Below are 12676 nucleotides of genomic sequence, written 5' to 3' on the forward strand. Positions count from 1 at the left end.
GGTGCTCAAACGGCTGCGGTGGCAGTGGCTGCGGTGGCGGGCGCGGCGGTTGCGGGCGCGAGAGGGGCGGCCGCGAGGCTGGCTGGCGCGAGGGTGGCTGGCGCGAGGGTGGCGCGCCGATCATCCGTCGCGGTCGTGTGCTCCACCTCGCCTGACGGGCCCGCTGTGGTTGCTAGCGACACTTCGGTAGATGCGCCGACTTCAGTTGGCTGGCGCAGTTGGCTCGACGGGCGAGCTTTCGGAGCTGCCCGCGCCTCGAGCGCCGTCAGCGCCTTCAGCTCACGCGACACCACCTCGGCGGCCGCCCGGTCTGCGGTCAGCAGCTCGACACTGCGCCGGTATTCTGCGTGAGCCTCGCTGCTGCGACCGGCCCCGGTGAGCATTCGCGCCGTGAAGAGACGAACCAGGCCGGCGGATGACCGCTCCCCCAGCCGCTCGTAGAGGCGCGCCGACCGCCGCGCCATCGCCAGCGCTTCGGCATCGTGCCCCAGGGCATCCAGCCCGTGCGCTTTGGATTCGGTGATGCTTGCGACGAGCGTGTCGAGGTCGAAGGCGTGCTCGTCGGCGACCGCGATCGCCTCATCGAACGTGTACAAGCCGTCGGGTTGCCCGAACTCGCACTGCGCTTGGCCGAGCAGGTGCAGGGCGTCGACGAGCTCCCACGGGGCGTCGAGTTGACGTGCTTGCGTCACCGTCTCGTGCAGCACCTCGATGCAGCTGTCGTCGGCCGAGTCGAGCAGCAGTCGCCCCAGCGCCAGGCCGAGCCGCACGCAAGCCCGAGTGTCGTGAGCCGTCGCGGCGCGCGTGAGGGCAGCGCTCCAGCAGCAGTAGGCGAGCTCGTCGTCGTCGGCTTGCCGGTAGGCGTGCCCGAGCCAATAGAGAACCTCGCTCAGCTCGGAGTCCGAACAGTGCGCTCGCACGCTGCTCTCGAGCACGCTGTCGAGTTCGATGGCCGCGTCGGCTCCGTTGCCGGCCGTGATCAGCGCCCGCGCGAGGCGAAAACGGATGACGCGGGTCTCGGGGTGGTTGATGCGATCGGCCTCGATGACCGCGTGCCGCCAGGCCTCGGCCACCCCCGCCTGAACGCCGAGCTCTTCGAGCAAGAGGGCGAGTCGGCTGCAGGCGTCGATGACCCCGCGGCTGTACCCCAGCTCGAGGTAGAGCGACAGCGCGCGGTCGGCGTCGGCGATGCCGGCGTTCAGCTGGGAGAGGCCGTGACCGGCGGCGGCCCGGAGCAGAAGCGCATTGGCCCGGGTCGCCCGGTCGAGGGTGTGTCGCAACAGCCGATTCGTGGTCGCTCTCAGCCCGTCGAAGTTGTTCTCGGCGAGCTGGGCGTGTGCGAGCAGCACCAACGGACGCTGCACGTCGTGGTTGTCGGGGTCATGGCCGCAGAGCCTCACGGCGGTGAGCATGAATTCGGCGGCCTCTGCGGCGCGGCCCTGCCGGAGTCGCAGCGCCGCGAGGGCGTTCAGGATGCACACCTCTGCTTCGGCATCGAGATGCGCCTTGCGCGCAGAATTCAGTGCGTGTTCCAGGGTGCCCGAACCGGTCGCCTGGTCGGCGCCGAAGAGCGGTAGCCCGACCTGCAGCTCGACCTCGGCCAGGTCGAGGCGTTCGTCTGCGATGAGTACATCCGCGCGGAGCCCCGCAAGCCGTTCGGCTTTCTCGGTGTTGTGGTTGTTCAGCGCGAGGCTTATCTCGAGCGCGTAGAGGGCGGCTTCGGTGCGGCGGCGGTACCGGTCGCCGTCGGCGTGCGCGCCGGCGTGGTCGATGGGGTCAGCGCCTGCACGGGCGGTGGTGTTCGCGCCCGAAAGGGCGTCGAAGCGGGCTGTGGGGTCTGAGTCTGCACGGTCGTCTGTGTCTGTGTCTGTGTCCGTGTCCGTGTCCGTGTCCGTGTCCGTGATGCGAGATTCGGTGTCGAGTGCCTCGTGTGCCAGACGGATGGCCGTCGCAGCACCCTGTGCGTCTTCTACGGTCGCTCGTTCGCGCGCCAGCAACAGCCAGATTCCACTGGTGGGCGCGTGTCCCGATACTTCGTCTCGTGGAAATGCCGCGAACGGAACGCATGACGAGTCGGCGCTCGCGACATCGATCGGTTCGGCGACGAAAGAAACGTGCGCGGGAGTCGGGAGACTCAGCGCACTCCCTGGGCTTCCCGGTGTCGCTCTCGCTAAGCGCGCCTGCACGGCAGGCCGCAGCGGAATGGCATGCGGGGGGTCTGCGTGAATCCGATCTCCGAACGCGTGGTTGCCGTTGCGCTCGTCGAATTCCACCGCGATGCGTGTCGCCGCGCGACGGCACAGGGGCGCAAGGGCGGCGGCGGTGAGCGATGCGTCGAAACGGTCATCCGCTGCCAGCATTTCGCACAGCCCGCCGAGGGCGCCGGGGGTCGGTTTCGGGCCGGTGATGGCCGACGGGCGGATGATCGTGTCGCCGCCTCCCGCCGCAACCATCGCCTCGAGCAGCGCTGCCATTGCCGAAAGCATCTCGGCCTGTGCGGCGGCGTTGAGCGGATCAAAACCGAGCCAGCCGAAGTGTCGTTCGAGTAGCGTTCGGCCTTCGTCGAGGTCGTGGGTCATGCGGCAATAGTCGATGTGCCGGGCGATCAGGCCCAGGTAGCGCGGGTTGGTGCGGATGAGGGCGTAACCGAGCTGATGCGAACGGGCGGCCTTTTTCGGCTGACCGGCTCGCAGGTAGGCCAGAAGGCTTCTCGCGTACGAAAGTTCTGGTTCGTGAGTGCACGACTGTGCGTCGTCGAAGAGCAGGTCGTAGACGTGGGCGGCGTCGTCGTACCGGCCGTGCTCCATCAGCGCCGTCGCTCGTTCGCTCTGCCGGCACGTCAGACACGGGGAATAGTCGTCGAGCCCGACCTCTGCGAGCCTGCGCTCAGCCGTACGCCGATCGGCCTCGGTTCCGATGAGGCGGGCGACTCTGACTTGGGCGAAGCGAAGGCAGCTCAACCCCTGGCCGTTTCGCTCGAGCATCGACCTCAGGGTCGCGAGAGACTCCACGATGACGTCGAGGTCGAATTCGGGGCTTGAGGCAACCGCTTCGGGAATAGTGGTGAGCTCCCAAAGCAGGTCGAGAGTGTCGATCTGCGCCGGAAAGCGTTTCGGGTCGGAGACGTGCTTCGCGAGACACCAGTCGGCGGCCTCGAGCCTGGTCTCGGTCTCACCGCCGAGTGTCGCCGCCGAAATCAGCCGGAGTCGAGCGGAGTAGGCGAGTTGGTCGGCGTCGATCGTCTCGGCGATCGAGATCGCTTCGGCGAGCAGCAGACGTTCCAAAGCGCCGGCTCGCAGGCCATCGGAGGCGGCAAGCAGTCGCGCAGCGTGTTCTTCGGGCTGCATTGCTCAGTACGGCAGCCGGCCGAGCGTTCGGCCGGGGCTCCAGGTCGAACGCTCGGCCGAAATGGCGGGCGGGGCGGAGGCCGACGGTTGAGAGCTCGGTTCGGGCGGCGGCGTCAGCGTCGGTTTCGGCGCAGGCGTCGCGGTGGGAGAGGCGGCCGCGGGTCGTTCCGGGGCGGATGATTGGGGTCGGCCAGGCAGCACGGTAGGCGTGGATGTGTTGGGCGGTGTGAGTGGGGCGGCGGGGGTGGATGTGCTGGGCCGAGTGGGCGAGACGGGGGTGGATGTGCTGGGCCGAGTGGGCGAGACGGGGGTGGTTGTGCTGGGCCATGCGGATGAGCCGGCCCGTGTGGAGGTGTCGGGCTGGGCGCCATCGACGATCATGGCGGGGCTCGATGCAGACTCCGTCGCCATCACGCCGCCCACCACGGCAGCGGCCACCGTCGCGGTGCCATTTGCGACCGCGGCCGATGTGATCAGCGCAGTGGCGCCGCTCGCGGACGGCCCAGCAGCCACGGCCGACGTGACCACGCCGGCCGCAGGAGCCGCGCCCGACGTGACTCCGCCGGATGCGGGAGCCAGGGCCGACGCGACCGCATCGCCTCGAAGGGCAGCCTGCTGCGCGGCCGGAGAGAGCGTATCGACGAGGATGCTGCGGCCAGGGTAGTTCGACACCGCGGAGCAGAGGCGTTCGAGCAGGCCCGCTGCGAAGGTGAGACGCCAGAGAACGGCGAGCGCCAGCGTGCCGACGACGATGGTGACCGGCAAGAGCCAGTGCAGGCGCGCGCCTGGAACGGCAACCGCATCGACCGCCGTGGCCGCACCGAAGAACCATCTCGCCACGGGCGAGCCCGCAGCCGCGACCGCGACCGTGCACGAAACGGCGACAGCGATACCGCCGATGCTCAATGCCAGCGTGCCCGCCGCCGACACCGGCAGCAGCAGCCAGCGCAGCGCGGTGCCGAGCAGAAGGCAGGCCGCGACGAGAGCCAGCCCGACGCCCCCGAGGCCGACCTCGACGAATGCCGACGGCGGGGCGCCCGCCACGAAGGAGGCGAATCCGTTCGCTGCGGCGTTGGGAAGGGCATCCGCTGCGCCGTTCGACAAGACTGCGCCGTTCGGCGCGACTGCACCGCTCGACGGGAACAGAGCCGACCAGCTCGCGGGCAGAGTGACGAAGCGGCCGAAGACCCACGCGCCACCGAAGCCCAGAAGTGCGAGCACCGCCCCGCCGGCCAACAGCGCGAACCGCGTCGAGAGCAGATCAAGCCTCAGGCGGGCGACCGCCATGCCTGCGAGGTAGAGGCAGACCCACGGCAGAAGGGTGGCGAACCCGTTGGTCACCGGGGTTTGTGAGTTCTGAAAGACGACCATTGCGGCGGTGGGTGTGACAAGCGCGCACGCCCCGGCGATGGTGAAGAGCAGCGTCGACCCGCATCGTGCGAAGGCCAGCTCGGCGAGCGTGAGCAGACCGATGTAGATCAGCAGGCCCCCGGCGAAGAGTGCGGCTGGCACGCTCAGCGCCACCACGAGCGCGAAATGTGCCGGTGGTGCGGGGCTCGATGGCGTGAGCGAGAGCCCTTGCCACGCGCCGGAGCCGAACCGCCCGACGAGATACCCGGCGGTGAGCACGCCGAATCCACTGAGCAAGAAGATCACCGAGCGGGCGAGCGTGCGAAGTCGTGCGCGCAGTTGCGGCACGCCGTCGAGGCCCTCGTATCCGCCCGACAGAAGGCTCGCCGATGCTCCCGCGACGAGGGCGAAGACGACGCCGGCGAGCACCAACAGGCTACCGCTGCCCCAGAGCGTGGGCCAGGTGGAGGGTTCGAGGAGCTGGATGCCGGTGGCAGGGCTGCCGCTCGCGCCGGAGACGCACAGTGCGGCGAGACCCGCGACCAACAGAACAACGCCGAAACCCCGGGCCGTGTCGATGCCGATCACCCGGCCGGCGTCGCCGAAGAGCCGCCTCATCACGGCACTGCCCTGCGCTTTCGCTGCGGATCGCCGCTCAGCGGGGTGCCCGAGGTCAGGATGCCCGGCATCAGCGGCGGCGAAATCAAGAGAGCGAGCGGCTGAACGAGGCTCCGTGGACCGAGTCTCTACGGTGCGAGGTTCTACAGTGCGAGGTTCTGTCGCCCGAGGATCTGCGGTCGCACCGGGTGCGACTGCGTCGTCGCGACGAACTGCGGCGTCGCGACGAACTGCGGCTTCGCGAAGAACTGCGGCTTCGCCACCGGCACCCGGCAGCTTTGCCACGCCCACGGAGTACACGCCACCGGAGTACGAGCCGCCCGAGCCGCCCGACCCACCCGACGCGCCGTTCGCCTGGCCGTTCGCCGGCGCGCTCGCCTGGCGACGCACGCCACCAGACGCGGCGCTGCGGTGCACAAACGATACCGCCATGCCTGAACTCCTCGAATAAACAACTCTCGAGAAATCATCATAGCCGAGGTTTACTCAGCACAAGCCATGGAGTTACCGACGAACGTCGATAACGGTGCGCCCCCGCACGCGGCCGGCGAGAATCTCCGCACCGGCGCCGATCACGTCGCTCAGCCCGATGGTGGTCGTCATCGAGTCCAGCAGCTCTCCGTCGAGTTCGGCGGCCAGTGCTGCCCAGGCGCGCTCGCGCAGGTCGAGCGGAGCCTCTACCGAGTTCGCGCCCGACAGCGTCACCGCGCGCAGGATGAACGGCATCACCGTCACGGGCAGGTCGGCACCCTGTGCGAGGCCGCAGCTCACCACGATTCCGCCGTAGTTCGTCTGGGCGAGCACGTTCGCGAGGGTCGCGCTACCTACCGAATCGATGGCGGCCACCCAGCGCGCCTTCTGCAGCGGTTTGCCGAGCTCGCCGAACTCCGCGCGGTCGATCACGGCGCTCGCACCGAGTCTGCGCAGGTAGTCGCCGTGCTCGTCGGCGCGCCCGGTCGAGGCGGTCACCGCATATCCGCGTCCCGTCAGCAGCGCGACGGCGACCGACCCGACTCCACCCGCTGCTCCAGTGACCAGCACGTCGCCGTCGGCGGGGTGGATGCCCGCCCGCTCGATGGCCAGAACGCCGATCATCGCGGTGAAGCCGGCCGTACCGATGGCGGCGGCCCGCTGCGGGGTGAGGCCTTCGGGCAGGTGGATCAGAGCATCCGCTCGCACCCGGGCCCGCTCTGCAAAACCGCCGAACGCGCGTTCACCCATGCCGTCGCCGTTCAGCAGCACGCGGTCGCCCGGCGAGAAGCGAGGCGATGACGATGTTGCGACGACGCCCACGACGTCGATTCCGGGGATGAGTGGCCAGGTGCGAACGACACCGCGGCTGCCCGACAGAGCGAGTCCGTCTTTGTAATTCAGGCTCGAGTACTCGACATCGATCGTGACCTCCCCCGGTTGCAGAAAGTCGTCGTCGACCTCCCTGATCTCGGCGGGCACACCTTCATCGACCACGATCGCACGAACCATGCCTCCACCCTACGGTGCACGCACGCGAGGGAATCCACTTCGCGAAAAAGCCCCTATTCCGTCACGTTTGGGGGCTTTTTCGCGAAGTCGATCGCGAGTCGGAAGGGGGGAGGGTCAGGTGACGTCGCGCCGCCAGGAGGTGAAGTAGCCCAAGACCGCCGCCACGACGGCGTAGGCGGCGAGCACGAGAGCGCCCTGCCACCAGTCGAGCGCTACAAGAGTGGGTGCCGAGAGGGAGTAGAAGCTCGACCCGACCAGGGCGTCGCTCGCCGAACCCGGCAAGAACTTGCCGATCGACGCGCTCCAGTCGGTGAGACCTGACGCGAAGCGCAGAATCGGCTCCACGAACTGGGTGAATGCCAACACGATCACGATGGCCGCGACCTGGCTCGGAATAAGGGCTCCGAGCCCCACGCCGACCGCGCACCACAGCGCCATGGCGAGAACGGCGCGGGCGACGAGAGCCCAGATGCTCGACGAGCCGAGCTGCGCATCTTGGCCGAATACCGCCATGATGCCCGACCCGGCGCCCACCGAGCCGATCATGGCGAAGACGCCGAACAGCGCACCGAACACGAAGAGCGCCACGAGCTTGGCCACCAGGATGCGCCCGCGCTTGGGCGTGGCCAAGAAGGTGGGCGTCAGCGTCTTGTGCCGAAACTCGCCCGTGGTCACCAGGGCGCCGAGCAGAACGGGAAAGACGTAGCCGATGGATGATCCGAAGCTGTAGATCAGCGGTGCACGCTGGGCGTCGCTGATCTGCGGTGCGCGTGCGGCACCGCCCGAACCCGTGCCGACGACACCGAGAATCGCCGTGAGACCGCCGGCGACGAGCGCGACGTAGGCGACCATGATGATCGCGAGGATCCACCACAGCCGCGTGGTGGTGACCTTCGTGAATTCGGCGTGGATCGCCCTCCCGAACGACCTCACAGCGCCCCCTCCTCGCCGACGAGTGCCAGAAACGAATCCTCGAGCCCGGCGTGCTTTTGCGAGAGCGAGCTGAGCGGGATGCCCGCGGCGAAGGCGATTCGGCCGATTTCGGTAGCGTCGGCGTTGTCGACGATCACGCCGCCGCGCAGGCTGCGGAACGCGTATCCGGCGGCCTGAAGAGCCCAGCCGAGCCCCTCGCGATTGGGTGAATCGACGATCACTTGTTTGCTCTCGACCATGTCGAGGCTGGCGAGCGTGCCGCGATGCACGAGTTTTCCATGCGCGATGATGACCACTTCGTCGACGCTCTGCTGCACTTCGGAGAGCAGGTGCGAGCTCACGAGCACAGTTCGCCCCTCGGCGGCGAGCTGCCGCAAGAAGAGGCGGATCCAGCGGATGCCCTCCGGGTCGAGCCCGTTGATGGGCTCGTCGAGCACCAGAACACCGGGGTCGCCGAGCAGCGCATACGCCAGGCCGAGCCGCTGTCGCATGCCGAGCGAGTATCCGCCGACGCGGCGATTGCCGTAGCTCTCGAGTCCGACCTGCTCGAGCACGAGGCCGACGCGCGCTCGCGGCAACCCGGCGGCCTGGGCGTAGACCCGCAGGTGGTCTGCGGCCGTTCGGCCGGGGTGGAAGCTGGCCGCCTCGAGCGCCGCCCCCACCGTTCGCAGCGGCGACGAGAGGTTGCGGTAGGTCGTGCCGCCGAAGGTCGCCGATCCGCTCGTCGGGGTCACGAGCCCCAACAGTATGCGCAGGCTGGTGGTTTTTCCGGCGCCGTTGGGGCCGAGAAACCCGGTGATCTGGCCGGGCTCGACCGAGAACGAGAGGTCGGAGACGGCCTCGACGGAGCCGAAACGCTTGGTGACGTTGGTGAACTCGATGGTGACGCTTTCGGCCATCTCGTCCTTTCAGTAACCTGCGGATGATTGCCCACCAGCCTATGCCCAGGCCATGCCGTGAGCGGCATATTTCGCAGTGGATGCTCGGGGTGGCCGTTCGGGTTGCTTCTCGGGTTGGCATCTCGTCGCGATTCGTGCCCGCGTGCTTTACGGTTAACGCATGGCGGGAAGCGTTCTCGATGAGGCAGGCAGGGCGTCCGAGCCCGCGCCCGAGACCGCGGTCGAGGCCGAGCTGGCGACGCAGGTGGCGAACCCCGGGCATCCGGAGCCTGCGGCGACTGCCGATGCCGCGCTTGCCGACGCCGCGACTGCCGATGCCGGGGTCGGCGCTGTCGCTGCGACTGCCGCCGGGCATCCACTCTCGGCGCCGCACATCGAGCCGCTGGAACGAAAGGCGCCGACGCCGTTCGACCCCGCCGTGGCCTCCGCGTCTCTTGCGCCCGCCCTGCCCCCGAAGAGAGATCGGCGCGAGCGGCTCATCGCCACGTTCGACAACGTCTTCTTCTTTCTGGGCGCGGCGGCTGCCGCCTGGCTGGCCTATCTGGTGTTGTCGCAGTCGTTCAGCCACGGCCTCGAGTACCTGTGGTTTCTGATCGTCTTCTATGCCGTGCTCGCGTACTTGTTGCTGCCGCGGCTGCACAGCATGCTGACGCACATCTACGTTCCCGACTACTTCATCGGGCGTGCGCGCACGAACGAGGGGCTGCTCGGCGACCCCGTGAACCTCTCGCTGTTCGGGTCGGAGGCGCAGTTGCACACCGCGATGCTCGCCGCAGGCTGGCACCGTGCAGACGAGGTCGGCTTTCGCAGCGCGCTGCGTATCGTGACGTCGACGCTCACGCGGCGCAGTTACTCCGATGCGCCGGTGAGCCCGTTGTACCTGTTCGGCCAGATCCAAGACTTCACTTACCAGCAAGAGGTCGACGGCAACCCGGCAAAGCGCCACCACGTGCGGTTCTGGAAGACGCCGGAGGGCTGGCTGCTGCCCGGCGGGTACGAAGCCGAGTGGATGGCCGCCGGAACCTACGACCGCAACGTCGGTATTTCGCTGTTCACCTTGCAGGTGACGCACCGCATCGAACGCGAGACCGACCGCGAACGCGACCACATCGTCACCACGCTGCGCGATGCGAACCCCGAGGGCGTGTTCACGGTCATCCGTAACTTCTCGACCGGTTATCACGCGGTGAACGGCGGTGGTGACGCCATCACGACTGACGGTGACCTGCCGATCGTCGACCTGCGCGGGGTGCCGGTGTCGGCCGAGGGCGCCGCCAGCGCCGAAGAAGTGGATGCCGCACCGCTGCCCGCGGACGCGTCGCTGCTCGGGCAGGTCGTGCTCACCACGGCTCGCGACTCGGCGTCTTCGAACCGGGTGAAGCGGCCCATCTCCATCTATCTGAGCTACCTGCTGATGATCATCCGCGGTGCGATCGGCGCCGGATCGGTGATCGCGGTATTTGCGGACTGGGCGGATTCCGTGGCGTCGGTCAGAATCGAGTTGCCGTCGGGAGCGGGTGTCGACGCCGACCAGCTGGCCGACATCGCCGTGTGGATCATCGTCGGACTGGCCTCGGCGGCGTTCATCGGGTACATCGTGCTCGCGCAGCTCGTGTTCGTGGGGTACAACTGGGCGCGCTTCTTGGTGATGACGCTCAGCCTCATCACGGTGGCCGGTGTCGCGGTCGATTTCGTGAACCGTCAGGCCGATCTCACCCTCGCGACGGGCCTGATCAACCTCACGTTCGACATTCTGGTGCTCTTCGCCCTATCGAGCGCGGATGCCCGCGTCTTCACCCGGGAGCGCCGCCTGCGCCGCAAGGCGCGTCGCGCCGCCCGCGCTGCGACCGCTCTGGCGGCGGGCGCTGCCGCTTCTGCCGCGGGGCAGGGCCAGCCGCCCGCGATCGCCGCGCGCTGACGCCGCGCAGTGACGCCGCGCGCTGACGCCGCGCACTGACGCCGCGCAGTCTGGCTGCGTGCTGACCCCCGCACCCTCGTTGCGCTGACTCTTCCCGTACTCGTTGCGCGCTGCCCGCGTTTGTCGCGGGTCGCACACTTCGGCGCAACCGCTACGGCTCGAGCAGCCGCGGAAGCTCCGAACTGCGCGTGCGCGAGGCGCCCCGCGCACTCACGTCAGTTGAGCGCGCGGGCGTTGTCGGGGAGGGCGCCGCCGCCGTAGAGCGAGACCGCGAGGTCGGCGAGGGCGGTGAGGGCGACTCGCTGGGTCCAGGGGCCGTAGGAGATGCGGGCGACGCCGAGGGTCTGCAGGGCGGCGGGGGAAAGCGACCCGGGAACGCCGATCACGCTGATGCGCTGTGGGCCGATTCCCTCCACTAGTCGTTCGACCGTGGGGGCGTCGAGCTTGCCGGGCACGAAGACGCAGGCGGCGCCGGCGTCGAGAAACGCGCGCCCCCGCTCGATGGCGTCGGCCACGACCTCGTCGTGCGGCCGAGACCCGGCGCGCAGAAAGGCGTCGGTGCGGGCGTTGAGCACGAAGTTCACGCCCTCCGCCCGGCCGGCGGCGACCACGGCGGAGACTGCAGCCACCGAATCGGCGAGCGGCTTCATCTGGTCTTCGAGGTTGGCGCCGACGATTCCGACGCCGATGGCTTTGCGCGCAGTTTCGCCGGGGGCGCCGTACCCCGCTTCGAGGTCTGCGCTGACCGGCAGGCTCGTTGCGGCGGCGATGCGGCCGATCATGTCGATCATCAGCTCGACGGGAATCTGCTCGCCGTCTTCGTAGCCGTAGAGCGCGGCGATACTGTGGCTGGCGGTGGCGAGCGCAGTGGTCTCGGAGATGTCGGCGACGGCCTTGGCGCTCACCACATCCCACACGTTCACGACAGAGAGAATCTCGGGCGAGGTGTGCAGTCGAAGCAGTTCGTCGGCCTTGTGCTGAAGCGAGGGAGTGGTGTTCATGCCTTCAGCCTAGGTTCGTGCGGGCCGCCACGGCAGGGTTGTCCGCTGTATCTGTGTGAAACTCGCACACGGGCTCAGCTGTGGAGGAACAGTCTTCGCACACGACGAGCTGCGTACGGCACGACGAGTCACTGCAGTTGCGCATACGGCTCGTGGCCGCAGAACAGCGGTAACAGGCACCGATGACACGGGCATTCGGTGTGAAATCGAGCGCCATACGTTCGTCGAACACGTACAACGAGCCCTGCCAGAGCCCGGCGTCGCCGAAGGTCTCGCCGTAGCGAACGATTCCGCCGTCGAGCTGGTAGACGTTCGAGAACCCACGCGCCACCATCAGCGACGAGAGCACCTCGCAGCGGATGCCTCCGGTGCAGTACGTGACGACGGGTTTGGATTTGAGGTGGTCGTATTTTCCGCTGTCTAGTTCGGCCACGAACTCGCGGGTGTTGGCCACGTCGGGCACTACGGCGCCTTCGAAGCGGCCGATCTCGGCCTCGAAGGAGTTGCGTCCGTCGAAGAAGACGACTTCGTCGTCGGCCTGCCTCTGTTGCTCGACAAGCGCGTGCAGTTCTGCCGGTGAGAGTTTGGTGCCGCCGCCGACGACTCCGCGGGCATCCACCTGCAACTCGTCGGGGGCGCCGAAGCTCACGATCTCGTCGCGTACTCGCACGCTGAGGCGCGGAAAGTCGGCCGAGAGTCCCTGCGGTGCGGCGGGCGTGGCAGTCGCGGCGTCGAAGCCGGTGCCTTCGCTCCACTTCACGTCGAGGTTCTTGAAGGCGGGGTACTCGCGGGTCTTGCGCAGGTAGGTCTTGACCGCATCGAGCTCGCCGCCGAGCGTGCCGTTGATGCCCTGCGTCGAGATCAGGATGCGGCCGCGCAGTCCCAGCGACTCGCACAGGTCGCGCTGCCAGAGGCGCAGCGCGTCGGGGTCGGGCAGCGGGGCGAACACGTAGTACAGGATGATCTTGGGTACCGCCATGCGGCGATTTTACCCGTGGCGCCTGGGTGTGTGCGGGGCGGCTGGGTGCGGCCGGCAGGTGCGGGCGGGGGGGATGCCCGGCGGTACCGCTTCGCGGCGGGGGGATGCCCGGCGGCACCGTCTCGCCGGAGAAATGTAGGAGATTCCGC

General features: G+C 68.5%; 8 protein-coding genes. 1 reads left to right on the plus strand and 7 read right to left on the minus strand.

The genetic code is table 11. From position 1 onward, the window contains the following. Positions 1-5 precede the first annotated feature (5 nt). The 5 genes from LQ955_RS15640 to LQ955_RS15660 form a co-directional block, all read right to left on the minus strand. Positions 6-3347, minus strand: coding sequence for a hypothetical protein (locus LQ955_RS15640; protein WP_231025414.1), 3342 nt, complete (start codon positions 3345-3347; stop codon positions 6-8). 3 nt (positions 3348-3350) lie between these two features. Further along, positions 3351-5747, minus strand: coding sequence for a hypothetical protein (locus LQ955_RS15645; protein WP_231025415.1), 2397 nt, complete (start codon positions 5745-5747; stop codon positions 3351-3353). 72 nt (positions 5748-5819) lie between these two features. Beyond that, positions 5820-6797, minus strand: coding sequence for an MDR family oxidoreductase (locus LQ955_RS15650; protein ID WP_231025416.1), 978 nt, complete (start codon positions 6795-6797; stop codon positions 5820-5822). A gap of 114 nt (positions 6798-6911) precedes the next feature. Then, entirely contained in the window at positions 6912-7730 is an 819-nt protein-coding gene (locus tag LQ955_RS15655; RefSeq protein ID WP_231025417.1) for an ABC transporter permease, read from the minus strand. After that, on the minus strand, positions 7727-8629 hold the full coding sequence (locus tag LQ955_RS15660) for an ABC transporter ATP-binding protein (RefSeq protein WP_231025418.1): 903 nt from the start codon (positions 8627-8629) through the stop codon (positions 7727-7729). Before LQ955_RS15660 ends, LQ955_RS15655 begins: the two co-directional genes overlap by 4 nt. A 160-nt stretch (positions 8630-8789) precedes the next feature. Here LQ955_RS15660 and LQ955_RS15665 point away from each other — a divergent pair, with 160 nt between their 5' ends. Next, entirely contained in the window at positions 8790-10547 is a 1758-nt protein-coding gene (locus tag LQ955_RS15665; RefSeq protein ID WP_231025419.1) for an LssY C-terminal domain-containing protein, read from the plus strand. Positions 10548-10762: 215 nt separating this feature from the next. On the opposite strand, the gene LQ955_RS15670 is transcribed toward LQ955_RS15665, so the two are convergent. Next, on the minus strand, positions 10763-11548 hold the full coding sequence (locus LQ955_RS15670; protein ID WP_231025420.1) for an isocitrate lyase/PEP mutase family protein: 786 nt from the start codon (positions 11546-11548) through the stop codon (positions 10763-10765). Between the two features lie 4 nt (positions 11549-11552). Then, positions 11553-12527, minus strand: coding sequence for an oxygen-dependent tRNA uridine(34) hydroxylase TrhO (gene trhO, locus LQ955_RS15675; RefSeq protein ID WP_231025421.1), 975 nt, complete (start codon positions 12525-12527; stop codon positions 11553-11555). Positions 12528-12676: the final 149 nt, after the last annotated feature.

This window comes from Subtercola endophyticus, from assembly GCF_021044565.1.
Lineage (GTDB): Bacteria > Actinomycetota > Actinomycetes > Actinomycetales > Microbacteriaceae > Subtercola > Subtercola endophyticus.

Coding starts and splice junctions, on each gene's coding strand:
- LQ955_RS15670 (WP_231025420.1), bottom strand. CDS start 11,548: ATGAACACCACTCCCTCGCTTCAGCACAAGGCCGACGAACTGCTTCGA.
- LQ955_RS15660 (WP_231025418.1), bottom strand. CDS start 8,629: ATGGCCGAAAGCGTCACCATCGAGTTCACCAACGTCACCAAGCGTTTC.
- trhO (WP_231025421.1), bottom strand. CDS start 12,527: ATGGCGGTACCCAAGATCATCCTGTACTACGTGTTCGCCCCGCTGCCC.
- LQ955_RS15645 (WP_231025415.1), bottom strand. CDS start 5,747: ATGGCGGTATCGTTTGTGCACCGCAGCGCCGCGTCTGGTGGCGTGCGT.
- LQ955_RS15665 (WP_231025419.1), top strand. CDS start 8,790: ATGGCGGGAAGCGTTCTCGATGAGGCAGGCAGGGCGTCCGAGCCCGCG.
- LQ955_RS15640 (WP_231025414.1), bottom strand. CDS start 3,347: ATGCAGCCCGAAGAACACGCTGCGCGACTGCTTGCCGCCTCCGATGGC.
- LQ955_RS15650 (WP_231025416.1), bottom strand. CDS start 6,797: ATGGTTCGTGCGATCGTGGTCGATGAAGGTGTGCCCGCCGAGATCAGG.